Source organism: Rhodococcus sp. USK10, assembly GCF_019378875.1.
Classification (GTDB): Bacteria; Actinomycetota; Actinomycetes; order Mycobacteriales; family Mycobacteriaceae; genus Rhodococcus_F; species Rhodococcus_F pseudokoreensis.
This window is the reverse complement of the sequence record NZ_CP076048.1, coordinates 3,171,589-3,196,227: the sequence shown is the minus strand read 5'-3', so window position 1 is coordinate 3,196,227 and position 24,639 is coordinate 3,171,589. Positions and strand designations below refer to the sequence as shown.

The 24,639-nt window shown below is 66.6% G+C and carries 21 protein-coding genes and 2 pseudogenes; 19 read left to right on the top strand and 4 right to left on the bottom strand.

The window, feature by feature from the left end:
* Positions 1–36: 36 nt before the first annotated feature.
* The gene (locus I1A62_RS21780; RefSeq protein WP_219459745.1) at positions 37–1,239 is read right to left on the bottom strand and encodes an acyl-CoA dehydrogenase family protein; all 1,203 of its coding nucleotides are present in this window, start codon (positions 1,237–1,239) and stop codon (positions 37–39) included.
* 180 nt (positions 1,240–1,419) lie between these two features.
* On the opposite strand from I1A62_RS21780, the gene I1A62_RS21775 reads away from it, so the two are divergent.
* The 11 genes and pseudogenes from I1A62_RS21775 to I1A62_RS46435 all read left to right on the top strand — a co-directional run.
* Positions 1,420–2,331 carry an ABC transporter ATP-binding protein gene (locus I1A62_RS21775; RefSeq protein ID WP_219459744.1) on the top strand — a complete coding sequence of 304 codons (912 nt, stop codon included), beginning with the start codon at positions 1,420–1,422 and terminating at the stop codon, positions 2,329–2,331.
* A 1-nt stretch (position 2,332) separates the two neighbouring features.
* Complete coding sequence (locus I1A62_RS21770) at positions 2,333–3,238, top strand: ABC transporter permease (protein ID WP_219459743.1); 906 nt, start codon at positions 2,333–2,335, stop codon at positions 3,236–3,238.
* Positions 3,239–3,310: 72 nt separating this feature from the next.
* Positions 3,311–4,411: an ABC transporter substrate-binding protein gene (locus I1A62_RS21765; protein ID WP_219459742.1), complete on the top strand. Its 1,101-nt coding sequence runs from the start codon at positions 3,311–3,313 to the stop codon at positions 4,409–4,411.
* Between the two features lie 160 nt (positions 4,412–4,571).
* Positions 4,572–5,030, top strand: coding sequence for a MaoC family dehydratase (locus I1A62_RS21760; protein ID WP_219459741.1), 459 nt, complete (start codon positions 4,572–4,574; stop codon positions 5,028–5,030).
* A gap of 203 nt (positions 5,031–5,233) precedes the next feature.
* Positions 5,234–5,980: an SDR family NAD(P)-dependent oxidoreductase gene (locus tag I1A62_RS21755; RefSeq protein WP_219459740.1), complete on the top strand. Its 747-nt coding sequence runs from the start codon at positions 5,234–5,236 to the stop codon at positions 5,978–5,980.
* Positions 5,977–6,639 (top strand): enoyl-CoA hydratase/isomerase family protein, encoded by a 663-nt coding sequence (locus I1A62_RS21750; RefSeq protein ID WP_219459739.1) that lies wholly within the window; start codon positions 5,977–5,979, stop codon positions 6,637–6,639. Before I1A62_RS21755 ends, I1A62_RS21750 begins: the two co-directional genes overlap by 4 nt.
* A 21-nt stretch (positions 6,640–6,660) precedes the next feature.
* On the top strand, positions 6,661–7,731 hold the full coding sequence (locus I1A62_RS21745; RefSeq protein WP_219459738.1) for a phosphotransferase family protein: 1,071 nt from the start codon (positions 6,661–6,663) through the stop codon (positions 7,729–7,731).
* A 55-nt stretch (positions 7,732–7,786) separates the two neighbouring features.
* Complete coding sequence (locus tag I1A62_RS21740; RefSeq protein WP_219459737.1) at positions 7,787–8,521, top strand: enoyl-CoA hydratase-related protein; 735 nt, start codon at positions 7,787–7,789, stop codon at positions 8,519–8,521.
* 25 nt (positions 8,522–8,546) lie between these two features.
* The gene (locus I1A62_RS21735; RefSeq protein ID WP_308340771.1) at positions 8,547–10,118 is read left to right on the top strand and encodes an acetolactate synthase large subunit; all 1,572 of its coding nucleotides are present in this window, start codon (positions 8,547–8,549) and stop codon (positions 10,116–10,118) included.
* Between the two features lie 75 nt (positions 10,119–10,193).
* Positions 10,194–10,397, top strand: coding sequence for an acyl-CoA dehydrogenase family protein (locus tag I1A62_RS47245; RefSeq protein WP_219459735.1), 204 nt, complete (start codon positions 10,194–10,196; stop codon positions 10,395–10,397).
* Positions 10,316–10,486, top strand: a pseudogene (locus I1A62_RS46435) (DNA alkylation response protein); the annotation flags it as partial. The gene I1A62_RS47245 and the pseudogene I1A62_RS46435, both read left to right, overlap by 82 nt.
* Before the next feature lie 206 nt (positions 10,487–10,692).
* Here I1A62_RS46435 and I1A62_RS21725 read toward each other — a convergent pair.
* Together I1A62_RS21725 and I1A62_RS21720 are read right to left on the bottom strand one after the other, a co-directional pair.
* The gene (locus tag I1A62_RS21725) at positions 10,693–11,469 is read right to left on the bottom strand and encodes an SDR family NAD(P)-dependent oxidoreductase (RefSeq protein WP_219459734.1); all 777 of its coding nucleotides are present in this window, start codon (positions 11,467–11,469) and stop codon (positions 10,693–10,695) included.
* Positions 11,466–12,680, bottom strand: a complete 1,215-nt coding sequence (locus I1A62_RS21720) for an acyl-CoA dehydrogenase family protein (RefSeq protein ID WP_219459733.1) — start codon at positions 12,678–12,680, stop codon at positions 11,466–11,468. Before I1A62_RS21720 ends, I1A62_RS21725 begins: the two co-directional genes overlap by 4 nt.
* A 247-nt stretch (positions 12,681–12,927) precedes the next feature.
* On the opposite strand from I1A62_RS21720, the gene I1A62_RS21715 reads away from it, so the two are divergent.
* The 7 genes and pseudogenes from I1A62_RS21715 (at position 12,928) to I1A62_RS21685 (ending at position 22,605) form a co-directional block, all read left to right on the top strand.
* Positions 12,928–13,920 carry an NADPH:quinone oxidoreductase family protein gene (locus I1A62_RS21715; protein ID WP_219459732.1) on the top strand — a complete coding sequence of 331 codons (993 nt, stop codon included), beginning with the start codon at positions 12,928–12,930 and terminating at the stop codon, positions 13,918–13,920.
* A gap of 37 nt (positions 13,921–13,957) precedes the next feature.
* Positions 13,958–16,267: an acyl-CoA dehydrogenase gene (locus I1A62_RS21710; protein WP_219459731.1), complete on the top strand. Its 2,310-nt coding sequence runs from the start codon at positions 13,958–13,960 to the stop codon at positions 16,265–16,267.
* A gap of 359 nt (positions 16,268–16,626) precedes the next feature.
* The gene (locus I1A62_RS21705) at positions 16,627–16,758 is read left to right on the top strand and encodes an acyl-CoA dehydrogenase family protein (RefSeq protein WP_219459730.1); all 132 of its coding nucleotides are present in this window, start codon (positions 16,627–16,629) and stop codon (positions 16,756–16,758) included.
* 177 nt (positions 16,759–16,935) lie between these two features.
* Positions 16,936–17,145 (top strand): annotated as a pseudogene (locus I1A62_RS21700) (SDR family oxidoreductase); the annotation flags it as partial.
* A gap of 74 nt (positions 17,146–17,219) precedes the next feature.
* The gene (locus I1A62_RS21695; RefSeq protein WP_219459728.1) at positions 17,220–18,863 is read left to right on the top strand and encodes an AMP-binding protein; all 1,644 of its coding nucleotides are present in this window, start codon (positions 17,220–17,222) and stop codon (positions 18,861–18,863) included.
* 153 nt (positions 18,864–19,016) lie between these two features.
* Entirely contained in the window at positions 19,017–20,450 is a 1,434-nt protein-coding gene (locus I1A62_RS21690) for an MFS transporter (protein WP_219459727.1), read from the top strand.
* Positions 20,451–20,541: 91 nt separating this feature from the next.
* Positions 20,542–22,605 carry a 3-hydroxyacyl-CoA dehydrogenase NAD-binding domain-containing protein gene (locus I1A62_RS21685; RefSeq protein ID WP_219459726.1) on the top strand — a complete coding sequence of 688 codons (2,064 nt, stop codon included), beginning with the start codon at positions 20,542–20,544 and terminating at the stop codon, positions 22,603–22,605.
* 73 nt (positions 22,606–22,678) lie between these two features.
* Here the strand turns inward: I1A62_RS21685 and I1A62_RS21680 are convergent, their stop codons facing one another.
* Positions 22,679–23,584, bottom strand: coding sequence for a LysR family transcriptional regulator (locus I1A62_RS21680; RefSeq protein WP_257890862.1), 906 nt, complete (start codon positions 23,582–23,584; stop codon positions 22,679–22,681).
* A 123-nt stretch (positions 23,585–23,707) separates the two neighbouring features.
* Here I1A62_RS21680 and I1A62_RS21675 point away from each other — a divergent pair, with 123 nt between their 5' ends.
* Positions 23,708–24,616, top strand: coding sequence for a LysR family transcriptional regulator (locus I1A62_RS21675; protein ID WP_219459724.1), 909 nt, complete (start codon positions 23,708–23,710; stop codon positions 24,614–24,616).
* Positions 24,617–24,639 lie beyond the last annotated feature (23 nt).

The following is a 24,639-nucleotide window of genomic DNA, read 5'->3' as shown; positions in this document are numbered from 1 at the left end:
CTGTGATCGGACGATCGGTTCGGGCTATGTCGCTCGTTAGCGAGCGAGGGCCTCCTGTGCGGCAAGTTCGTTGCGGGCCAGAACTTCCAGGTGCACTTCTTCGGGGCCGTCGGCGATGTGCAGGCCGCGCGCCAGTGCCCACCAACGTGCGAGTGGGCTGTCCGCCGACACGCCCATCGCGCCATGCACGCCGACGGCGCGGTCGAGAACCGTGACGGCGGTCCGCATAGCGAGGACCTTGGCCGCCGAGATCTGGCTCTGGGCGGCGCGGGAACCGAGCGAGTCGACGAGCGCCGCGGTGTGAAGGACGAACAACCGGGTCTGATCGAGCGCGATCCGAGATTCGGCGACCTGCGCGGTGAGTTGCCCCTTCCGGCTCAGGGTTCCACCGAAAGCCAGACGCTCTTCGGCCCTGCGGCAGGTCAGTTCCAACGCCCGCTCGGCGAGGCCGACCATGCGCATGCAGTGCTGCAGCCGTGCGGCGGCGAGGCGCACCTGCCCGACAGCGAAGCCGTGGCCCTCCTCGCCGAGTCTGTTCGCGGCGGGGACCCGGACGCTGTCGAAACTGATCTCGGCGGAATCGTCGTCGTACCCGAAGACCGACATCGCACGGTGAATGGTGACGCCGGGTGCACCGGCCGGGACCGCGACAACGGTGTGCCTACGGTGAGCGGACGCTGTGGGGTCGCTCATCCCGACCACGAAAAGTACGTTGCACCGCGGGTTTGCAGCGCCGCTGATGTACCACTTGTGTCCATCGACGACGTACTCGTCACCGTCTCGGCGAATGGTGGTGGCGATGTTGGACGCGTCGCTACTCGCCACCGCCGGTTCGGTCATGGCGAAGGCGGAACCGGACTTGGCCGCGAGGAGCGGATCGAGGAATCGGGTGCGCTGATCCGCGGTGGCGACAGCGTCGAGCATCACCATGTTCACAGAGTCGGGGGCGCCGCCGTTGATGGACTTCGGCGCGAGGTCGGGGCTCCGTCCGGTGACCTCGGCGATGTAGGCGTAGTCGAGGTAGCCGAGGCCGGACAACCCGGGAACACACAGATTCCACAGCCCGCGCCGCTTGGCCTCGTCGCGCAGCGAATCCAGAACCGCCGGTTCGTGTCCCGCGGGAAGCCCGGCTGCGCGCTGCTTCGTCACCTCGGCTTCGGCCGGGTACACGCATTCGTCCATGAACGACGTCAGTGCCCCGAGTAACTCCCGGGCACGTGGTGACGGAGTGAGATTCACAGATCTCACGGTGTCATCGGAACTTGTCATACTTTCACCTCTCACGTTCGGATCTACCTGCGTCGATTCAAAGGGCCGAGACTCCCGTCTGTCCAAGACGTGCTCCGCACGATGTCCGATAGGCCCCGGATATGGCTCCGGTGTATCAGCGGGGCCTATGAACGACAGTGCTGCTTCGTCTTGGACGACACCAAGAAGGTCCAGCAGGCTATCCATGCCTGTGATCCACAACACAGATCGGTTGGCGTGGGCGGGTTTCGGAATTACTCGACGAGGAGAAGTGCAACGGTGTCGATGATCAGAGTGTCAGGGGTGTCGCATGCGTTCGCGACTCCCGGTAACGGAGTGGTGCACGCGCTCGAGGAGATCGATCTGGATATTGCGGACGGTGAGTTCGTGGCGATCGTGGGTCCCTCCGGGTGCGGGAAGACGACCTTGCTCAATGCCATGGCCGGCCTCGACACACCCCTGGTGGGCGAGGTGACGGTGGCAGGGATGGTGCCGCGGGCCGGTGATCCCGAGGTCGGATACGTGCTGGCCCGCGATTCGCTGCTGCCGTGGCGCACCACGTTGGGTAACGCGGCGCTCGCGCTGGAGCTGCAGGGGGTGCCGGTGGTCGAACGTGAAGAGCGTGCAAGAGAGGCGCTGGGCGTCATGGGGTTGGGCGATTTCGCGGATTCCTATGCGGCGCAACTCTCCCACGGCATGCGTCAGCGAGTGGCACTGGCGCGATCGTTCGCCGCGAATCCGCGGATCTTGTTGATGGACGAGCCATTCTCCGCTCTGGACGCCCAGACTCGGATCAATGTGCACGATGCGTTCCTCGCCGCGTGGGAGCGCAACAGGATGACGGTCGCGCTGATCACCCACGACCTGACGGAGGCGGTGGGCCTGGCCGACCGGGTGGTCATCATGACCAGACGCCCGGGGCGGATCAAGTCGATCCACGAGGTGGACCTGCCCAGGCCGCGTTCGATGATCAATCTGCAGGGCAACGACCGGTTCCACCAGATCTTCGAGACGATCTGGCACGACCTCCGGGAAGAGGTCGTCGAGGACGCATCGTTCCAGGGAAAAGCGAAGGTGGCGTGACATGCCCGTCGAAACACGCAGTACTACCGGAAGTTCGCGGCAGGTCGTGGAGGATTCCGCGTGCAGGGGCGATCGCGAGCCTTCCGTCTCGTCCCGGCTCGACGGCCTGCTCACCCGGACGCGCCGCCGCGCTCACGAGCGAAGGAGCATCGTGTGGCCCTTGCAGGTCGCCGTCCTGATTCTGCTCGTCGCCGTGTGGGAGATCGTGGTCGAGGCCGGTGTGATGCAGGAACTGTATGTGTCGAAGCCGTCGGCCATCGCGGCCGCGTTCCGCGACGGCGTCGTCTCGGGAGCGCTGCTGACCGATCTGAAGGTCACCCTGTACGAGACGGTGGTGGGATTTGCTCTGGCGACGGTCACCGGTATCGCCGTCGGGCTGGTTCTGTCTCAGTTGCCTTTGCTGAACGCCGTTTTCCGTCCGTTCTTCACCGCGTTCAACAACCTTCCCCGGCTTGCCCTGGCACCGCTGTTCGTCCTGTGGTTCGGACTGGGTTCGGCATCGAAGATCGTTCTGGTTGTGTCGCTGTGCTTCTTCATCGTCATGTTCAACACGTACGCCGGGCTACAGAACGCGAACCGGGATCACCTGTTGCTGGCGAAGACACTGGGCGCGCGACGGATGACGCTGTTCCGCAAGTTCGTCCTTCCCTCTGCTGTTCCGACGATCTTCGCCGGGCTGCAGTTGGCGTTGACGTACGCATTCCTCTCCGCGGTCGTCGGCGAGATGTTGTCGGGATCGACGGGGCTGGGAGCGTCGATGCAGTTGGCGTTGACGTCGTACCGGACCGCGGACTTCTTCGCTGCCCTGATTCTGCTGGTCATCGTGGCCACGACCTTCTCGGGGATCATGCGCATCATCGAACGCAAGCAGCTGCACTGGAAGAGCTACGAGATGCAGGGCCTGTGAGTCGATTGCGTGCGTCACGGTCATTCTCAGTCATCGCGGACCAGGTCGGTTCCGCGCCTATGAAGGACACTCATGCCTGTTGAAACACATCCGAGAAGAAGAGCGGCGAAGGGCGTGGTGGCGATTCTCGCGCTGGGGCTCGCCGCGGCGACGGCATGTGGTTCGCCGTCCGCAGGATCCGGCGCGGGTGGTGGCGGCACCACTGTGCGCCTCCAGAATTACGCCGGCGGATCCACCTACCTCGCGTATCTGACGAAACAGCTCGGTTTCTTCGAGCACGAAGGTCTCGATGTCGAGATCGTCGATGTGTCGACGGGCCCGCAGGCCGCGAATGCGCTGCTCTCCGGATCCCTCGACGCTGCATTGCTCAACCCGTTCCTGGTGGAACCGCTTCTGAGTCAGGGGCAGAAACTCGAATTGATCAGCGGGCAGAAGGGACCGTATCCCTCGCTCGTCGGCTCGAAGGAGTTGACCCAGACCGGGTGGCCGCGATCGCTGGAACAACTGAAGGGCAAGAGTATCGGCGTTCTTGCGCTGGGGGGCGCTGATCAGACCATGTGCGAGATTGCGCTGCGCGGTGCCGGTGTCGACAAGCGAGATGTCACGTTTGTGGCGACCGGGTCCGGCCAGGGGACCGGTGCCGCCTTGTCCACCGGGAACGTCGATGCGGGCTGCGTGAGTGACGTCCCCACGGCGTCGCTGTCCGCGGAGGGTTTCCCGGTGTTGTTCGACTTCGTGAACCCGAAGGATCCGGTGGAGGAGTACCCGGAGGAAGTGCGTGCCGTAACGGGCGACTTCTCGTACCTGCAGTACTGGTCCCGCAGCGAGTGGGCGCAGAAGAATCCACAGAAGGTGGACGGTCTGCGCCGGGCGTTCGCGAAAACGGTCGCCTGGATGCGCGATCCCGCTCACGGTGACGAACTGGTCTCCATCATGTCGGCGTCGCCGTATCACGTGGAGACGCTCGCAGACAGCACGTTCGCCGACTTCGTGAAGCGTTCGGTCACGCTGTACCACGTCAGGTTCTCCGACGACAGCGCCCGGACGTGGATGCACATCATGGGCGACATCCGCGACACACCGATGCCCCCGACGAGCGAGTGGGTCGACGAATCGACACCCACCACACAGGCGGAGGTCGACGAGTTGCTGACGGCAGCGCCGGGAAACTGACGCCCTCTGTGCCCTCTCCGGCACCGGTGGTTCACCGGTGCCGGAGAGGGCAGCCGGATCATGAGGCAGTCCCTATCGGAGCGCACGGAAACTCGTCTTGGACGTCGGCCCCGAAATGCGGTTTTCTCTTTTCGAGAATCCACAGACAAGGAGTGACATCATGCGTGTTTTCGACGGCAACGACGACATTCTGGGGGCCGTGGGGGAGACCCTCGGCACCAGCGACTGGACAACGATCACCCAGGAGCAGGTCGACACGTTCGCCGATGCCACCGGCGATCATCAGTGGATTCACGTCGACGTGGATCGCGCGACGAGGGAGAGCCCGTTCGGCGGTCCGGTCGCGCACGGCTACCTGACCTTGTCGCTCGTGCCGATGTTCGGACAGCAGATCTATCGCGTCGCGAATGCGAAGATGGGCGTCAACTACGGTTCCAACAAGGTCCGGTTTCCGAGCCCGGTGCCGGTGGGTTCCAAGGTCCGCTCGACGGCGGTGCTCACGGAGGCGACGGCCGTCTCGGCCGACGTGGTGCAGATGGTGGTGACGCACACGGTCGAGGTCGACGGCGTGAGCAAGCCCGCCCTGGTGGCCGAGAGCGTGAGCAGAGTCTATTTCTGATGAGCATCCTTGCTTCTCTCGTGTGTCGGGGGCGCGGGTGAGCAACTGCAGCCTCGGGATCGTGACGACACCTGCCATTGCGTTTACCTAAGGAACGCATCGTGACTACGTCGTGGTCCCGGCCGAGTAGCGAGGCGATGATCGAACACGACCGCAGGCCCTGGGCCGACGGCACCGTACTTACCGATCCTGAGAGGAATTCGATGAGCGCATCATCCCCATTGGAGGGCACCGTGAGCCTGGTGACGGGCGGCGGACGCGGGATCGGCCGGGCGAGCGCGCTCGCACTCGCCCGTGCGGGTGCCGCGGTTGCCGTGGCCGCCCGCAGCCTCGATCAGGTCGAGGGCGTGGCCGAGGAGATCAGGGCCGAGGGAGGCCGGGCACTGGCATTGCAGGTGGACGTGACGGTCGCAGACCAGGTGCATGCGATGGTCAAGCAGACGGTGGCAGAGTTCGGTGGCCTCCACGTGATGCTGTGCAACGCGGGCGGGGGGCTCACCTCCGGGCGCCTGATCGACAGCGACGCGGACGAGTGGACGCACACCATCACCCTCAACCTCGACAGCGTGTTCCACTGCGCGCAGGCCGCGCTCCCGGTGATGTCCGAGCAGCGCAGCGGCAAGATCCTCGTGATGGGGTCCGGCACCGGACATACGCCGACGCCCGGCTCGTCCGCATACGCCGCGGCGAAAGCCGGTGTATCGCAGCTCGTCCGGGTGCTGTCGCAGGAAGTCTGGCGGGACGGAATCGACGTCAACGAGATTGTGCCCGGTCCGGTAGCCACCGAGCTGACGAAGGACAACTTCTCGCTGGGCGAGGCGCCCGCGCTGTCGAAGATGGAACGCGTGAAGGCACCGGAAGAGGTGGCCGAGCTGGTGGTGTGGCTGGCCACCCGACCGCCTTCCGGTCCCACCGGTCAGGTCTTCAGCCTCGCGAGGAGGGCGCTGTGAGTCACCTCGATGCAGACGTCGTCCTCATCCGGCGCCACCAGAGTGGGCGCATGGACATCGAATTGAACCGTCCGGGACGAAAGAATGCCCTGACGATCCCGATGGTGACACAGCTCGCGAGCGCCCTCGGCGACGCACAGGACGACGACACCGTCACGGCGGTGCTGCTGTACGGTGCAGGCGGATGCTTCAGCTCCGGATTGGATCTCGCCGAGGTCCGCCCGGGCGAGCCTGCGATCTCCGCGGCGATCGCCGAGCTGCACGCGCGCCTGGCCGCACTCGAGAAGCCCCTGGTCGGGGCGCTGGAGCGGGCCGCGGTCAACGGCGCGGCGGCGATCGCGCTGGCCTGCGACGTGCTGGTAGTGGGGGAGAGGTCATTCCTCCTGGTAGGCGAGGCGGAGATCGGTGTCGCGGCTCCGAACAACCTGCGATGGCTACTCGCGAAGTACGACGTGAACCAGGCCCTGCAGCTGACGTTGGCGTGTGACCGTCAGTACGGCCCCGATCTGTTGCGCCGTGGATTCGCGTACGCGGTGGTGCCGGACGAGCAGGTTCTCGGCAGGGCGACGGAACTCGCCGAGAAGATGGCGGCCTTCCCCGACGGCGGTGGAATCGCCATGAAGAAGGCGATTCTGGCACACGACACCCTGCACGTCTGAGTCCGAGCGGGCGAGAACACGATGACAGCAGACAACGCAACGGACGGACTGCAATGCGGAGAAGGGATCGACCTCTTTGGCGTCCGCCGGTGGCTCCGCGAACACATCGGAGGATTCGACGGGCCAGGCGGTGAACTGTCGGCGTCGCTGATCGCGGGTGGGCGGTCGAACCTCACCTACCTGCTCTCGAGGGCCGACGGGCGCCGACTGGTGTTGCGCCGCCCTCCTCTCGGGCACGTCCTGGCGACCGCCCACGATGTCGCCCGCGAACACCGGATCCTGTCTGCGCTGCAGGGGACGCAGGTTCCGGTTCCCGAACTCGTCGGGTCGTGTGACGACCCGACGGTCATCGGGGCCCCGTTCTACGTGATGGGGCACGTCGACGGGCAGGTCGTGCGCCGAACCGCCGACGTCCACGCGTTGCTCGACGAGAACGGGTGCAGGTCGGTGGGACTGGAGCTTGCAGGCACCCTGGCGCGGATCCACGAGGTGGATCCCGACGGCGTCGGACTGGGGAGTCTGGGCCGCCGCGACGACTACCTGGAGCGGCAGCTGACCCGGTGGATGAAGCAGTACATCGATACCCAGACCGATCCGGTTCCGGACGTCGACAGGGCGCACCAGAGGCTGGTCGCGCTGCGTCCGCCGCAGCGGCGCACGACCATCGTCCACGGCGACTACCGCATCGACAATGTCATCGTGTCCCGGTCCGGTGAAGTCCGTGCAGTCCTCGACTGGGAACTGTGTACGTTGGGCGACCCGCTGGCCGATCTGGGCCAGATGATGCTTCGCACGTCCTACACGGGGAAGATCGAGGACGGCGTTCCGCAACCGCCGCTGTCGGACGTTCCGGGCTTTGCCTCGGCGGAGGACATTCTGTCGGCGTACTCGAGCGCGAGCGGCGCCGACGTTTCCGATGTCTCCTATTACATCGCGTTCGCGGCGTGGAAGACGGCGTGCATCCAGCAGGGCGTCTACGTCCGTCAACGGGCCGGCGTGATGCTCGGCGGCAGCCGGGATGCGGGCGCGGTGCGTGACGGGGTCCGCAGGCGGGCCTCCGATGCGCTGCACATTCTCGCCGGCATGCAGTGATTCCTCTCCGATCCACCACAGCCGGCCCGCGTGCCGCACGACACGAAAGGTGCACATGACCATTCGAACCGAGACCGTCCACGAGGGCGTCCGCCTGTTGACGATGGACCGCCCGCATCGCCGCAACGCTCTCGATGCCGCCGATTACCAGGCTCTCGCGACAGCAATCGACGCCGCCGACGACGATCCCGACGTGCGCGTATCGGTTGTCACCGGCGCCGGTGGTGTTTTCACCAGTGGGAACGACATCGAGAACTTCCAGGACCGGACCGAGGGCGTCGGAGCCGGGATGGTGCTACTTCGCGCACTGGTATGTGCGCGGAAGCCGATCATCGCGGCGGTCGAGGGGTTCGCGATCGGCATCGGGACGACGATGCTGCTGCACTGCGACTTCGCCTTCGCCGGCCGGGCCACCCGATTCCGGGTCCCGTTCGTTCCGTTGGGACTGTGCCCCGAGGGTGGGTCGAGCTACCTGCTTCCGCAGGTGGCGGGACTGAAACGGGCCACCGAGTTGCTGATGCTGGGCGATGAGTTCGACGCCGATTGCGCGGCGGAGGCCGGGCTGATCAACCGTGTCGTTCCGGACGGCGATGCCCTCGAGGTCGCGCTCGAGCGGGCGGCCCGACTCGCCGCGGCGCCCGCCGAGTCGGTGGAACTGACGAAGATGCTGCTGCGTCGTCCGCTCCGTGATGCGGTGCTCGGGACCCTGGACGTCGAAGCCGTACACTTCGGTAGGAGAAGGCAATCCGAGGAAGCGCAAGCGGCTTTCGCCGGATTCATGCGAAGGTGAGTGCCGCCGGGGATGGTCGGCGTCGATGAAAGGTGGCCCGCGCGTGAACGGTGCACAGTCCGTGATCCGCACCCTCGTCGATTCGGGGGTCGAGGTGTGTTTCGGCAACCCGGGGACATCCGAGATGCATTTCGTGGCCGCACTCGATTCGGTTCCCGCGATGCGTGGTGTCCTCGGGTTGTTCGAAGGTGCCGTGACCGGTGCCGCGGACGGTTATGCACGGATCGCGGGTAAGCCCGCGGCGACACTGTTGCACCTCGGGCCGGGAATGGCCAACGGGCTGGCGAATCTGCACAACGCACGGCGCGCACACACGCCCGTCGTGAACGTCGTCGGCGACCATGCCACGTACCATCATCGGCTCGACGCTCCCCTCGAATCCGACATCGATGCACTTGCAGGCTGGCTCGAAGGCTGGTCGCGCCGGGCGGTCGATGCCGAATCAGTAGGCAAGGATGCGGCAGATGCCGTTGCTGCGGCGATGGATTCGCCGGGGCGTTGTGCGACGCTGATCCTGCCCGCCGACGTGTCCTGGGGCGAGGGTGGTGTATCCGCCCCGCCGGTGACGCCCTCTGCGCGTCGGCCCGTCGCGTCCGGGACGGTGCGCGCGATTGCGGCGGACGTGGTCGCGGACGGGCGCACCACAATTCTGCTCGGTGGCGAGGCATGCCGCGAGCGCGGGCTGCGGGCCGCCGCCAGGATCGCGGAGGCAACGGGTGCACAGGTCTTGGTCGAGACCTTCCCGGCCCGACTCGAGCGAGGGGCCGGACTGCCGGCGTTCGACAGGCTGGGATATCTGGCCGAACAGGCCACCCGGCAACTCCACGGCGCGGCCCGCCTGATTCTGGCGGGCGCCGTCTCCCCGGTCTCGTTCTTCGCATATCCGGGGAGACCCGGCGATCTGGTGCCCGAGGGGGTAACCGTGACGACGCTGGCCGAAGCGGGCGACGACGTGACGGGCGCGCTCGAGGCGGTTGCCGAAGCGGTTGCGCCGGGAGTGGAGCCGACAGTCCGGGCGCCGCTTCGTCCGCCTCTGCCGAGTGGTCCACTGACCGTCCGGAACTGGGCCGACGTGATCGGCGCGTTGCTCCCGGACAACGCGATCATCTCGGATGAATCGAACACGTCCGGCGGTGGTCTCGCGGCGGCACTGTCCGGTGCACCACGCCACGACGTGCTGATGCTGACGGGAGGCGCGATCGGGCAGGGAATCCCGGTGGCCACCGGTGCCGCTGTCGCGGCGCCGCACCGTCCGGTCGTCAACTTGCAGGCCGACGGCAGTGCGATGTACACGATCAGCGCTCTGTGGACGCAGGCACGCGAGCAACTCGACGTCACCACGGTCCTGCTGAACAATCGCGCGTACGCCATCCTGCGGATGGAGCTGGAACGTGTCGGAGCGGAAGGCGCAGGTGCTGCTGCGAATTCGATGCTCGATCTGTCGGCTCCGAACATGGACTACGTCAAGATCGCCGAAGGACTCGGCGTCCAGGCCTCGCGTGCCTCCACCGCGGAGGAATTGGCGGAGCAATTCGCGGCTGCGCTCGCCGAGCCCGGCCCGCATCTCATCGAGGCCGTGATTCCACCGCTGCTCTGATCGGTTCTGCGGAGTGCAGCAAAGGCCGGCGACCGAATACTGAACGGACCGAATACCGAACGGCGACAAGCCGTCGTGCTGGCCACGCACCACGCCAGATACCGAAAAGCTTTCGGCTCAACACTGATCGAGGCGCCGCTCATGCGCAACGCGCTCGTGGACCTGGCCGTGGAGTCCGAGGCGGCTGTCGCCAGCGGATGGCGCTGGTATTGCAGGGTTCGTTGTTGGTGCGGCACGCCGAACCGCCAGTGGCGGACGCATTCTCCGATTCGCGACTGAGTGGCGATTGGGGAATCGCCCTCGGCACCTTACCCTCCCGTGTCGATACCAAGCAGATTCTCGCGCGGGTCCCGGCTGCGCTGGGGTAGCGCGTGCCATGCGCCGTAGGTTGTTCTCCGGCGCTGCCCGAATTCGCATCCGTTGAGTCGGGTGGATCTGCGCCCTCGACCGCGGCCGTAGCCGGCAAGGCACGTGAACGGGCATTGGCACCAACAGCAGGAGGGGGCGCACCCAATTGGTATGGTCTCCGCGCCGGAAAGGCATCCGCGCGGAGACCATACTTCTACTGTGGGGCTCACGCCTGCGCGGCGGTGCGAAATTTCGGCTGCGCGACCGATCCGTCGGTGCGCCGGGCGCCGGGCACCCCGCGAAACTTGTACGGCTGGGGCTCGTGGCCCACCTGGATCAGCCACGCTTCGCCGGTGTTTCCGGCCTCGACGCAGCTGGTCACGGCGGACGCCACATCGTCGGCGGTGAGCATGGGATACCCGGACTCGCGGAGTTCTCCGGCTACCAGCGGGGTGTCCACGAAGCTCGGGCACACGGCGTTGATCGTGACGTTGTCTTCCGCCAGCTGGGCGGCTATCGAACGCACGTACCCGATGACCGCCGCCTTGGCGAGCGCATAGTACGGGTCGCGTGAAGTGGCGAGACCGGCCATCGACGCGGTGACCACGACGGCACCGCCACCGGACCGAGCGAGAGCCGGAGCGGCGGCGATGACGCCGTACACCACGCCGTGCACGTTGACGTCGACGACTTGGTGGTATTTCGACATCGGCACCTCGGATGCTGTGCCCCAGCCTGCCGTGATCCCGGCATTGAGGTGAACGAGGTCGAGTCGGCCGTGTACGCGTTCGATCGTGTCGATCGCGACGCGATATGCCTCGAGGTCGGTGACGTCGAGGCGGAGAAACGAACAGCCGAGTGACTCCGCGATCCGAGGTCCCGCGGCCGAGTCGAGGTCGGCGAGCACCACCTCGTAACCCTGCGAGCGCAGCCTGCGCCCGACTGCCTGCCCTACGCCACCGACACCCCCGGTAACCAGTGCGACCGGATTTGCTGAGGTCATGCCGTCTTCTCCGCCCGATACTTGGCGAACTCGTGCCGCGCGACCACCTGCCGGTGGACCTCGTCGGGGCCGTCTGCGATGCGGATGCCCCGGGCGTGGGCGTACAGGTCGGCGAGCGGCGTGGCGTCGGAAACTCCAGCGGAACCGTGGATCTGAATGGCGCGGTCGATCACCTGGCAGGCCATGTTCGCGGTTGCCACCTTGATCGCCGAGATCTGGTGCCGGGCCTTCTGTGCACCGACGGTGTCGATGAGGAACGCGGTCTGCAGTACCAGCAACCGGTTGGAATCGATGTCGATGCGCGAGTTCGCGATGTCGGCGCGGACGGTGCCCTGCTCGGCGATCGGCTTACCGAATGCGACGCGGGACTGCGCGCGACGGCAGGCCAGTTCCAGTGCACGCTCTGCGGAACCGATCAGGCGCATGCAATGGTGGATTCGGCCGGGTCCCAGCCGGGCCTGGGACAGCGCGAAACCGCTGCCCTCCTCCGAGAGGAGGTTGGTGGCGGGAACACGCACGTTCTCGAGGATGATCTCGCAGTGGCCGTGCTGATCCTGGAATCCGAACACGGGAAGCGGGCGAACGACAGTGACACCGGGAGTGTCGATGGGGACGAGAATCATCGACTGCTGGCGGTGCCGGTCGGCTCCGGGATCTGTCTTGCCCATGAGGAGCAGTACCTTGCACTCGGGCGAGGCGGCACCAGAGATGAACCACTTGTGGCCGTTGATGACGTACTCGTCACCGTCCCGTTCGATCCGGGTCTCGATATTGGTCGCGTCGGACGACGCGACGTTGCGTTCGGTCATGGCGAAGGCGGAGCGGATCTCGCCGTCGAGCAGGGGCTGAAGCCACTGGGCCTTCTGATCGTCGGTGCCGAACATGTGCAGCAGTTCCATGTTTCCGGTATCGGGTGCGGCGCAATTGAACACCAGCGGGGCAAATCGGAGGGACCGTCCCATCGACTCGCACATATGCGCGTACTCGACGTTGGTGAAACCCGAGACCGCGGGCAGCCACAGGTTCCACAGGTCGCGTTTCTTGGCCTCGATCTTCAATTCTTCGACGATTGCGGGCACGTCGTGGTTGTCGTAGCCGAGTTCGGCGCGTTGCCGGTGGTAGACCTCTTCGCTGGGGAAGACGAACTCCTCCATGAAGGCGTCCACCTGCTCGAGAGTGTCTTGTGCGCGGGGCGAAAGGGTCAGGTCCACTGCACTTCCTTGTCTTGTCAGGATGCTTGACGGATGAGTCGAACGATCGTCGCGCGAGAAGACGAGGTCAAAGACACGTTGCCTTACAGACCGGATAGGTTCCGATAATCACCGCAGGTTACAGCCACGCAGGGCGCCTATAGTCACCGCCTATTCCAACCTACGACAAGGTGTCTTGGACAGTACTCGGCCGATTCCCCTTGAATTGGTGCACTATCTCACCACTTCCGTCGTCAGAGGAGCACAGATGCGAGCATGGCAGATCACCCGGCTGGGGCAACCCGAGGATGCCCTCGAACTCGTCGAGTCGCCGGACAGGGCACCGGCGGCCGGCGAGGTCGCGGTTCGGGTCCGTGCTGCGGCTTTGGGGTTTCCCGACCTACTGCTGTGCCGCGGCGAGTACCACGACAAGCCGGATTTGCCCTTCACCATCGGCGGTGAAGCGGCGGGCGTCGTCGTCGAGGTCGGCCCGGATGTGGACGGTATCGACGTGGGTGACCGGGTGATCGTCACGGCCGGGGAGACTGTCGGCGGCACACTCGCCTCCCGGCTCGTGGTTCCGGCGGATCGGATTCTTCCGGCGCCGGTGGGGATGCCGCTCGAGCAGGCTGCGGCATTCTTCGTCGCCTATCAGACGTCGTACATGGCACTGTTCCGTCGAGGGAACCTGCGTAGCGGCGAGACCTTGCTGGTCCACGGTGCATCGGGTGGGATCGGCAGCGCCGCAGTGCAGTTGGGCAAGGCCGTGGGAGCGCGGGTGATCGCCGTGGCCGGCGGTCCCGTGAAGGCCGAGGTATGCCGTCGGCTCGGCGCGGACGAGGTCATCGACCACCGGGAAGAAGATTTCGTCGCGGTCGTGAAGGAACTGACCGGCGGCCGCGGCGCCGACGTGATCTACGACTCGGTGGGTGGAGATGTCTTCGACCGCTCCCGCCGGTGCATCGCGGTCGAGGGCCGCCTTCTCGTGGTCGGCTTCGCGGGCGGAACCATTCCGCAGTTCTCGGTCAATCACGCTTTGTTGAAGAACTATTCGGTGGTCGGCTTCCGTACACGCCCGTTCCGGGACGATCCGGTGTACGTCCGCGAGGTGCATGACGCCCTGTGCGACTTCCACTCGCGTGGACTGGTGTCTCCCCTGGTGGACACGGTCGACTTCGACGCTGTTCCGAAAGCGGTGGGCGAACTCGGTGAGCGAACGGTGGTCGGGCGCTTGGTCGTACAGGTTCCCGAGGTCGACTGATGCTGCGCTACAACGGACACCGCAAGGGAGAGACGACATGGGCTTGACGACGACGGTGGAGCATCGTGCGCTCCGCGAGGCGGTCCGGGAGTTCCTCGCCGCGACCAGTGAACCCGCCGAGGTACTGGCGGTCCAGGAGACCGAACTCGGGTACCGGACCGAGATGTGGGCGACGATGGCCGAGCAGCTCGAACTGCAGGGGTTGCTCGTGGACGAGAGGCACGGCGGTTCGGGTGCGGGCATCGGCGATCTCGTCGTGGTGGCGGAGGAGTTCGGACGCGTCGCGGCGTGCAGTCCCTTCTTCTCCAGCTCCGTTCTGACCACGCTGGCGATTGTGGACTGTGCCCAGGAGCAGTGGCGCAGTGAGCTTCTGCCCGGTCTCGCCGCGGGCACTCGCATCGGGTGCCTTGCATTCGCAGACGCCGACGGGTGGTGGACCGAGGGGGCGGAGCCTGTGCGCGCACACCGGGAAGGCGCCGGCTGGCGCCTGGACGGTCGAGCCCACCACGTGCTCTTCGGTCACTGCGCCGACACCGTTGTGGTGGCGGCCCGCACCGACGACGGGATCGGGCTGTTTCTGGTGGATTCGGCAGGCCGGGGTGTTCGGCAGGCGCGGCAGCCGGCGCTGGATCTGACGCGCCCGCTCACGACCATCACTTTCGACGGCGCCGAGGCGCACAGGATCAGTGGCGACACCGATGTATCCGAGGCACTGGCCGGGGCACTCGACAGGTCGCTGGTCGTGCAGGCCGCCGAGAGGGTGGGCGGGGCTCGCCGGTGTGTCCAGCTGACCACCGACTATGCGAAGACGCGCAGCCAGTTCGGTCGCCCGATCGGCGCGAATCAGGCGGTCAAGCACGGGTTGGCGGACTTGGTCCGCGCGCTCGAGCCGATCGCCGCTGCGGTCGATGTCGCCGCGCATGCCGCCGATACCCGGGCCCCGGAATTGCCGGCACTCGTGAGCCTGCTGTCCGTTGCCGGCGGTGAGCGGTACCTGGAGATCGCCGCAGAATCCATTCAACTGCACGGTGCGATCGGCTTCACCTGGGAACACGAGGCGCACCTGCATCTCAAGCGGGCGAAGACGGATCAGCTGATGTTCGGGTCCTCGACCTGGCACCGCGAGCGTCTGCTCGAAGGAGTTCTCGCCACGGCCGGCACCGCGGCCGAGACGCCGGTGCGCACCGACGAGCCCGCACCACTCGCGGAACTGCGGGCCGAGGTCCGGGCCTGGATTGCCGACCACCGCGCCGAGGGGATGCCTCTCGAGTATGCGCAGGAACCGTTCGGCCACGAAGAGTCCGATGTCGAGAAGCGCTGGATCGACCTGCTGCGCGAGGGCCGGTGGCTGTGCCTGTCGTGGCCGGAGGAGCACGGTGGCCGGGGGCTGGGGCCGATCGAGAACCTGGTCGTGGAGGAGGAGTTCGCCCACGCGCGCCTCCTACGCCCGCAGCTGGGGATGGGGGAGATCCTGCTTGCGCCCGCGCTGCTGGCCCACGGGACCGAGGAGCAGAAGCGCCGGTTCCTGCCGCGCATTCTGTCCGGCGAGGACACCTGGTGCCAGGGGTTCTCCGAACCGGAGAGCGGATCCGACCTCGCCTCGCTGCGCACCTGCGGAACCGTGGTGGGCGACGAGCTGCGGATCACCGGCGAGAAGATCTGGACCAGTCACGGTGACCAGGCGAACATGATGTTCCTGCTGTGCCGCACGGATCGGGAAGCACCGAGGCACCGGGGCATCTCCTATGTACTCGTTCCGATGACGGACAACGGCATCGACGTGGATCCCATCCGGCGGCCGTCGGGTGACAGCGGGTTCGCGCAGGAACGGATCGCCGACGCCCGCGCTCCACTGAGCAACGTGGTGGGCGGCCTGGGCAACGGGTGGAAGGTCGCGATGACCACACTCGGCGCCGAACGGGCGGGCCAGGCGGCGACACAGTACGTCGGTTATCGCCACGAACTGGGTGTGCTGATGGAGCGGCTGGAGAAGGGTGGTCGGTTGGGCGATGCGATCGTCCGTCAGCGTCTCGCGGAACTCGCGATCGAGGTCGAACTCATGCGCGTCGTCGGGTCCGTGATCGGTGCCCGACTCGCGGTGGGGCAACCGGTGGACGAATTGCTGGCGATCGACAAGGTCAACTGGTCGGAATATCACTGCGTCTTCGGTTCGTCGGCCCTCGAGCTCCTCGGAGCGTCCGCGCTGATTCGTCCCGAGGGGGACGGCTACCCGCTCGATGCGTTGCAGCGCGTGTTTCTCGAGAGCCGTGGACGCCGGATCGCCCGTGGGTCGAATCAGATTCAACGCAATATCATCGGCGAGCGTGTGTTGGGGTTGCCGCGGTAGCCGATCACCCCTTCACACGGGACTGCTGTCCGGCGTTGTCATCGGCGTCGAACCTGTTGTGGTCCTGCCGCTGGTGCGGGAAATCGAACCCGCGCGTGCTGCCTCCCACAATCTCGAACCTGTAAGGAGAACTGACACATGGACTTCTCATTGAGCATCGAAGAGCGCGATGTTCAGATGTGGGTGCGGACCTTCGTCGACCGTGAAATCCGGCCACTCGAAGAGGAAGCGCTGCGCAACGAATGGGCCGGCCGAACCGGAGTGGAACCGGAGACGATCCGGGCGCTGCAACTGAAGGCGCGCGAAGCAGGCTTCTGGGGGGGTGCAGACGCCGGAGGAGCTCGGCGGTATGGGTCTGAGTGCTGCCCATCGAACGCTGGTACCGCGAACTCCGGCTGGCCCGTATCTACGACGGCACCGACGAGATCCAGCGCAAGACCATTGCACGAAACCTGCTCGAGGGCAACGTGGTGATGGGCGAGTTCGGCTGATAACGGTCTGCCGTCTCGTGACCTTCCCCGTGAGTGGCTGACGAGTCTCTGGGCTCGTTCCCCGTTCACAGGGTGAAACTCGACAAGGAGTGTGTGGACGCGAATGCATGGTTCGACGTGGCAGGCAAGACCGTCGTGGTAACCGGAGGTTCGCGCGGTATCGGCCGGATGATCGCAGGGGCGAGCAAGGCCGCCGTGCACATGCTCACCCGCAAGCTGGCCGCGACGCTGGCACCCGACCAGATCACCGTCAACGCCATCGCGCCGGGCCGGTTCCCCAGCAGGATGACCGCCCACGCGCTCGATGACCCAGAGCGCCCCCGCGCCGGGGCTTATCTGATCGGAGCTGTGATTCCCGTCGACGGTGGAGTCAGCGGCGCCAGATGACCGCTCCAAAGCGGGTCCGGCCTGCGGCACGGCGGGCACAATCGACAGTATCGATCGAGAGCAGGTGCGAGGCGATGAGCTGGTACGACGACAGGCCGTGGTTGGCGCAGTACGACGACGTCGCGCGGGCCGCGGAGTCGGTAGCCTCGCGTACCGCCACCCAGATGCTCGCGGAGGCGGTGGCGGCGTCGCCGGACGGTGCGGCGGTGACCTATCTCGGGTCGACGCTGACGTACCAGGATGTCGACGAACTCAGTGACGGTGTCGCCGGCTACCTCCGCGAGCAGGGGTTCCGTCCCGGCGACCGGCTGGGCCTGTACCTGCAGAACGTCCCGCAGTTCGTGCTCGCCCTGTTCGGGGCGTGGAAAGCCGGCGGAGTCGTGGTCCCGCTCAACCCGATGTATCGGGACGAACTCGCCCACATCTTCGCCGATGCGGAGGTGACCGCGCTGATCTGCGGAGAGCGCGAGTGGGCGGACCGCGTTGCGTCACGCGCCGAGGAGGCGGGCGTTCGGATAGTCCTCACCGCGAGCGAACTCGATCTGCAGACGACGGACGACCCGCGTCTGTTCCCGGCCCGCGAGCGCACCCGCAGCCCTGGTATCGAGGATGTGCTGGAGGTAGCGCGGTCGCGGGCGGGGAGCGCAGTCGCGGACCCGGGACTACACCCCGACAGCGTTGCGCTCGTCTCGTACACCTCCGGGACGAGCGGACGTTCCAAGGGGGCCACCAACACGCACCGGAACCTGTGTGCCAACAGTTCCAACCTGCGGCTGCTTTCCCGTGTCCCCTCCGGTTCGCCGATCTTCGCGTTGGCTCCGCTGTTCCACATCACCGGCATGGTCGGTCAGTTGCTCAATGCGGTCGATCTGGCGAGCCCGCTCGTGCTGGCGTACCGGTTCGAGCCGGGGGTGGTGCTGGACGTCCTGCGGCGTGAACGTCCCGCCTTCATGATCGGACCGTCGACCGCGTACATGGCCCTGATGTCGCATCCCGACTTCTCCCGGGACGCGTTCAGCTCGTTCCGGACCGTCGCCTCGGGTGGTGCCCCGCTGCCCCCCGCCGTGGTGGAGCAGTTCCGGGACGCGACCGGTCTGTACCTTCGCAACGGCTACGGCCTCACCGAATCGTCCGCGGGGACCGCCGCCGTGCCCGTGGGACGGGAGGCTCCGGTCGACCCGGACTCGGGGACGCTGTCGGTCGGGGTGCCGCTCCCCGCCGCACTGGTGCGGATCGTGGACGAGAATCGCCGTGACCTCGAACCCGGCGAGGTCGGGGAGATCACGGTCGAGGGTCCGATGGTGGTGCCCGCGTACTGGAATCTGCCGGACGCGACATCGGAGTCGATACCGAACGGCCGTTTGTTCACCGGTGACATCGGATTCATGGACGAGGACGGCTGGTTGTATGTCGTGGACCGGAAGAAGGACATGATCAACGCCTCGGGGTTCAAGGTGTGGCCCCGTGAGGTCGAGGACGTGCTGTACCAGCATCCGGCCGTGCGGGAGGCCGCCGTCGTCGGGATGCCGGACGACTACCGCGGCGAAACCGTCGCGGCGTTCGTCAGTCTGCGGCCGGGGCATGCCGTCGAGCCGGAGCAGGTGGTGTCGTTCTGCCGGGAGCGGTTGGCCGCCTACAAGGCGCCGCGGTCGGTGGTGGTGCTCGACGAGTTGCCCAAGACTGCCAGCGGAAAGATTCTGCGTCGTGAGATGCGTTGAGAAGCAGATGGTTTCGACAGAGTGCGTGTGTGCTGTCAGGCATACGATCTGTCGATCGTCGGAATAGGGGCCCGGTCTTTGCTCTCTGTGACGTATGCCATTTGAATTGACTCTCATGAGCGCAACCACAGATGCCGAGACGGAGATCTCCTCATGACTGTCACCAACAGCCCGAATCCCGCGGGCAGTTCCGAGGTTGAGATGGCCGAGGCAACCCATTCGGTGGGAACTCGAACCGCACGTACCGCGTGGAGCATCACGTTTCTCGTGATGATCCTGCAGACGGTGAACTTCGCCGACAAGGCCGTGCTCGGTATCGTCGCCCGCCCGCTGTCGGAGGACCTGGGCCTGTCGAACGCCGACATCGGGTTCCTCGGCAGCATCTTCTACGTTCTGTTCGTCGTGACCGGTCTTCTGGGAGGTTTCATCGCCGATCGGGTGAAGATCGTCTGGGTGCTACTGGCGATGGCTCTGCTCTGGTCTCTCGTGCAGATCCCGATCCTGCTGGTCGGTACGTTCGGGGCCTTGATCATCAGCCGGGTCCTGCTCGGCGCCGCCGAAGGACCGGCCTCGTCGCTCTCGAACGTGGCGGTGTTCGGATGGTTCCCGAAGAGCAAACGCGGGCTTCCCTCCGCCGTGGTCACTTCCGGCACGTCGTTGGCCAAGATTCTCATGGCGCCCGCGCTCACTCTCGTCGTTGCCGCGTACGGCTGGAAGTCGGCGTTCTTCACGATGATGGTCGTCGGCACCGTGTGGGCGGCGGTGTGGCTGGTGGTCGGCAAGGACGGCCCCTACTCGGTGCACACGGCCCGGGAGCGCGCGAAGTCGTCGGGCGACACGGACAAGGTGAAGCGGGTGAGCATCCTCGCGATCGCGGCGTTACCGACCTTCTGGGGCGGCGTGCTCGGCATGTTCGCCATCTACGGCATGGTCGCGGTGATCCTGACCTGGCTCCCGTCGTACTTCGAGCAGGGGCTCGGCTACAGCAGAGTCAACTCCGGATTGCTCTTCGCGCTGCCCAGCGTGACCGGGATGGCGGCGATGCTGCTCGGTTCGTTCGTCACGGACCGACTGGCCGGACGGGGTACGACGGTGCGTGTCTCGCGCGGGCTCGTGTCGGCGGTCGCACTGCTGTTGTGCGGTGCCTGCCTGGCCGTGATCCCGTTCGTGACCAGTTCCTGGATCGCGGTGGTCCTGGTGGTCACGGGTTACGGCGTCGGTGTGGCCACCTTCCCCCTGATGTTCGTCGCCGTGAGTCACATCAGCCCCGAGCGCCAGGTTGCGTCGACCCTGGGTGTGTTCGCCGCGCTGTTCCAGACCTCCGGAATTCTGGCCCCCTGGCTCACTGGCTACCTCGTGGACGCGGCGCCGAATCCGGTCGACGGGTACACGACGGCCTTCCAGATCTTCGGTGTGGTGGCGATCGCGGGTGCCGTGGTGATGTTCCTGACCGTCGACCCCGAACGGGACCGTGCGAGGATCGCGGCGATCGATCCGCTGACCAACGCCGACGGTGCGGCCGAGGACGAGGAGCTGTATGCGGCGCCCCGCGGCGAGGACTCCGGACGCACACCGGAAGGAATGTGAGCCCGATCCCTGAAGTCGTCGGCTGACGGCTTCACGTCGAACCGACAGCTTCCTCTGCTCGATTCACCCGTTCACCCCGAAAGGTACTTTCATGTCCACCCAGTACAGCGTCGCCGGGAGCGTCGCGATCATTCGCCTCGACAATCCACCGGTCAACGGTCTCGGGTTGTCGACCCGGCAGGGGATCCTGCGGGACCTCGGCCGCGCCCTGGACGCGCCCGAGGTCGAGTCGATCGTGTTGACCGGCAACGGCAAGTTCTTCTCCGCCGGCGCCGACATCTCCGAATTCGGCACACCCAAGGCTTCGACGGAGCCGTCGCTGCGGACCGTGATCGAGGCACTCGAGGATTCGCCCAAACCGGTCGTCGCGGCCATGGAGGGAACGGCCTTCGGCGGCGGACTCGAACTCGCGCTGGGCGCACACTACCGGGTCGCGGCGAAGTCCGCGAAAGTCGGCCTGCCGGAGGTGAAGCTGGGGTTGGTGCCAGGCGCCGGCGGCACCCAGCGGTTGCCTCGTGTGCTGAATGTGCGGACCGCAGCCGACATGATCACCGGTGGATCGCCCCGCACGGCCGGTGTGCTGGCTGCCGACCCGGGTCAGCGGTTGTTCGATCGGGTGGTCGACTTCGATACCGTCTCCGCTGCAACGCAGTTCGCGACCGAGGTGGCGGCGTCCGGTCGGCGGCCGCGGATCCGGGACCTCGCGGTGGCCGGGACCGAGGATCTCGGAGCGTTGCGCGCGCAGCTGACCACACGAAGCCGCGGGTTCGCGGCCCCCCTGGTTGCCTGCGACCTCGTCGAGAAGGCGCGGTCCCTCCCCTTCGCCGAGGGGATCGACGCCGAGCACGCAGCGTTCCTCGAGCTGGTGGGCGGCGATCAGTCGGCGGCGTTGCGGCACGCGTTCTTCGCGGAACGGACCGCTCGGAAGATTCCGGGGATGGCCGCCGGCACGGCGGCGCGGTCGGTGCAGAAGGTGGCGGTGGTCGGCGCCGGCACCATGGGCGGCGGCATCGCCATGAACTTCCTCAACGCCGGGATCCCGGTCACCGTGCTCGAGACCGCGCAGGAGCCGCTCGACCGTGGTCTCGCCACCATTCGCCGCAACTATCAGGCGCAGGTGGACAAGGGGAAGCTGACACCCGAGGCCATGGAGAATCGACTGGGGCTGCTCCGCCCCACCGTCGACTACGCCGATCTCGCGGACTGCGATCTGGCCGTCGAGGCCGTGTTCGAGGACATGGACGTCAAGCGTGCGGTCTTCACCAGGTTGGACGACGTGATGAAGCGCGGTGCGATCCTCGCGTCCAACACCTCGACACTCGACATCGACACCATTGCCGAGTTCACCGGCCGGCCCGCCGATGTGGTCGGGATGCACTTCTTCAGCCCCGCGAACGTGATGACTCTGCTCGAGATCGTGCGCGCGGACAAGACCGCCGACGACGTTCTCGCGACCGCTTCGGCCGTCGGACTGCGCATCGGCAAGGTCACGGTCGTGTCCGGGGTGTGCGACGGGTTCATCGGAAATCGGATGCTGGCCCGCTATCGACGGGCCGCCAACGTTCTCCTCGAGGCAGGGGCGTCTCCGGAACAGATCGACTCCGCCATCGAGGGTTTCGGGTACGCGATGGGACCGTACCGGGTCGGCGACCTGGCCGGCGGCGACATCGGGTGGGCGATCCGCAAGCGCCGCTACGCCGAGAACCCGGACATGCCACGAGAGGAGATCTCGGACCGGCTGTGCGAGATGGGCCGATTCGGGCAGAAGACGGGAGCGGGCTGGTACGACTACGAGCCCGGTCGTCGTGACGCCATCCCGAGCCCCGTCGTCGCGGAACTGCTCGAGTCATACCACCGGGAGAAGGGCACCCGGCGGCAGGAATTCTCTCCCGACGAGATCGTGCAGCGACTGGTCTTCGCGCTCGTCGACGAGGGTGCACGAATTCTGGACGAGGGAATCGCCCTGCGCGCCTCCGACATCGACGTGGTCTATCTCGCGGGATACGGCTTCCCCCGGCATCGTGGTGGGCCGATGTTCCATGCCGACACCATCGGTCTCGACACGGTCGAGGAAGCCCTGCGGACGGTCGACCCCGGCACCGAACCGGCACCCCTGCTGACGCGATTGGCGAAGGAAGGCAAGACCTTCAACTGACACCGGGATACGGCGAATGCGGTTCGGCGCCGACGGAGCGAGTGTGATCTCCGCCGGCGCCGGACCGTCTCGTTCAGACCTGCCTGTCGCGCCACCGTAATGCCGTCTCGAGGAGCGCGCGCGCAGCCGGCGACAGCACGCCCGGTCGATGCATGATCGCCAGGTCGACGAGCACCGGTGGCTCCATCGCGCGGGGGACGACACCGGACTCGCCGGAGTTGTCGACGACGGAGGCGGTGGTCCACGCCATGCCGGCACCGGCGGCGACCAGCGGAACCACCGCCTGCCGGTGTGCCGTGACCACACCCAGTTTCGTGCGCCGAGAAGCCCGCCGTAACGCAGCCTCGATGGTGACGCGCCCGAGCGCACCGCTGGTGACGGCGATGACCGGAAGATCGGGAAGAAGCTCGAAGGGCAGAGGATCGGGCAGCGCGTCGGCGGTCTCCTGCCGAAGCGCGACACACAGTTCGTCTGTTTGCAATTGGTGCGACTCGAGGCGGAATGCGGTCCTCTCGGCGGTGTCGGCGGTGTCGAGGTAGCCGAAACCCAGTTCGACGCTTCCGTCGCGCACTGCGCGAGCGACATCCGCCTCGGATTCGAACTCGCTGAGGTGGACGCTCACGCTGGGGTAGGCGAGCCGGAGTTCGCCGATCAGTTCGGGAAGTGGCGACTCGGACGGGCCGGCGGTGGCACCGAGGTCGACGTGTCCGCCGTGCAGTCCGGAGAGTTCGGCGACGGAGGCTTGCGCGATGGCCACATCCCTGAGTAATTGCCGGGCAGGATCGACCAGCGCAGCGCCCACCGGCGTGGGGACCAACCCGCGGCCGACCCGGTGGAAAAGGGGGGTGCCCATTTCGCGTTCGAGGACGCGGATGGACTGGGACAGTGACGGCTGTGCGAGGTGGAGGGCGGCGGCCGCGCGGACGACACCGCCGTGCTCGACGACGGCGAGGAAGTGCTCGGCCTGCCGGAACTCCATGCCCACCTCGTCACTGCCGTGGCCCCGCGCCCGGGACGGTCATCCGCTCCGGACGGAAAGCGCGAACTCTGTGCTTCTCGCGTGCACAGCCTATCCTCCGGGGTTATTGGCTACCCTCGGGCAGTGGACTCACGTCAGCTTCGATATTTCCTCGCAGTGGTCGAGCACGGCAGCGTCACCCGGGCCGCTGAGGTTCTCTTTGTCGCCCAGCCGGCGTTGTCGCAGTCGCTGCGGGGTCTGGAGAGCGAGCTGGGCGTCGAACTGTTCAGGCGGGTGCCGCGCGGAATGGAGTTGACCGACGCCGGCGCGGCCCTTCTGGGCCCGGCCCGCCAGGTGATGCAGTCGTCGCAGCACGCGGACGAGGTCGTGCGGGGGATCGCCACGTTGGAACAGGGCCGGCTCGACGTGGCGAGCCCTCCGGACCTCGCGGTCGAACCGCTCGCGTCGCTCGTGGCACGCTTTCGCGCACGTCACCCGGGGGTGTGGGTCAACCTGATCGATCCGGGGCCGAACGCCGACGTCGAGAGCCTCCTGCGGAACGCCCGATGCGAGGTGGGTGTCGACTATCTCCCCGCGGACGACGACAAGCTGTCGACGTGTGCGCTCGGTAGGCGCCGCCTCCTGCTGGGGCTGCCTCCCGAGTCTTCCCACACCCAGCCGGAAATCTTCCCGATCGACCGTCTGGCCGATCTGCCGTTGGTGGCGGGTCCGAGGGGTACCGCCGTACGTGACGAGGTCGAACGCATCTGTGCCGACAATGGATTCACTCCTCGCGTGGCAGTGGAGGTCGAACACGAGCACAACGTGTATCTACTTGTTGCGGCCGGTGCCGGTGCCGCCTTCCTGACGGAGTCCGAAGCCCGGCGCTCCGAGAGCCGCGGGGTTCGGGTGGTGCGAACCGAGCCGGAGCTCGGCCACGACTTCGGTCTCGTCTTCCGGTCGGGTCCGCTGTCACCGGCTGCCCGTGCCTTCGTCGAGCTCGCGACGGCCCACACGAAGCCCGAAGGGGCTCCCGTCGAGCGTGACTGTTAGGTGAAGCACGGCGCGTGGGCGAC

Bases quoted from the DNA above. Each gene is read 5' to 3' on its own strand.
- I1A62_RS21725 (WP_219459734.1), bottom strand. From the start codon at position 11,469: ATGACCTCAGCAAATCCGGTCGCACTGGTTACCGGGGGTGTCGGTGGC.
- I1A62_RS21760 (WP_219459741.1), top strand. From the start codon at position 4,572: ATGCGTGTTTTCGACGGCAACGACGACATTCTGGGGGCCGTGGGGGAG.
- I1A62_RS21715 (WP_219459732.1), top strand. From the start codon at position 12,928: ATGCGAGCATGGCAGATCACCCGGCTGGGGCAACCCGAGGATGCCCTC.
- I1A62_RS21755 (WP_219459740.1), top strand. From the start codon at position 5,234: ATGAGCGCATCATCCCCATTGGAGGGCACCGTGAGCCTGGTGACGGGC.
- I1A62_RS21695 (WP_219459728.1), top strand. From the start codon at position 17,220: ATGAGCTGGTACGACGACAGGCCGTGGTTGGCGCAGTACGACGACGTC.
- I1A62_RS21690 (WP_219459727.1), top strand. From the start codon at position 19,017: ATGACTGTCACCAACAGCCCGAATCCCGCGGGCAGTTCCGAGGTTGAG.
- I1A62_RS21745 (WP_219459738.1), top strand. From the start codon at position 6,661: ATGACAGCAGACAACGCAACGGACGGACTGCAATGCGGAGAAGGGATC.
- I1A62_RS21685 (WP_219459726.1), top strand. From the start codon at position 20,542: ATGTCCACCCAGTACAGCGTCGCCGGGAGCGTCGCGATCATTCGCCTC.
- I1A62_RS21710 (WP_219459731.1), top strand. From the start codon at position 13,958: ATGGGCTTGACGACGACGGTGGAGCATCGTGCGCTCCGCGAGGCGGTC.
- I1A62_RS21740 (WP_219459737.1), top strand. From the start codon at position 7,787: ATGACCATTCGAACCGAGACCGTCCACGAGGGCGTCCGCCTGTTGACG.
- I1A62_RS21735 (WP_308340771.1), top strand. From the start codon at position 8,547: ATGAAAGGTGGCCCGCGCGTGAACGGTGCACAGTCCGTGATCCGCACC.
- I1A62_RS21765 (WP_219459742.1), top strand. From the start codon at position 3,311: ATGCCTGTTGAAACACATCCGAGAAGAAGAGCGGCGAAGGGCGTGGTG.
- I1A62_RS21680 (WP_257890862.1), bottom strand. From the start codon at position 23,584: ATGGAGTTCCGGCAGGCCGAGCACTTCCTCGCCGTCGTCGAGCACGGC.
- I1A62_RS21770 (WP_219459743.1), top strand. From the start codon at position 2,333: ATGCCCGTCGAAACACGCAGTACTACCGGAAGTTCGCGGCAGGTCGTG.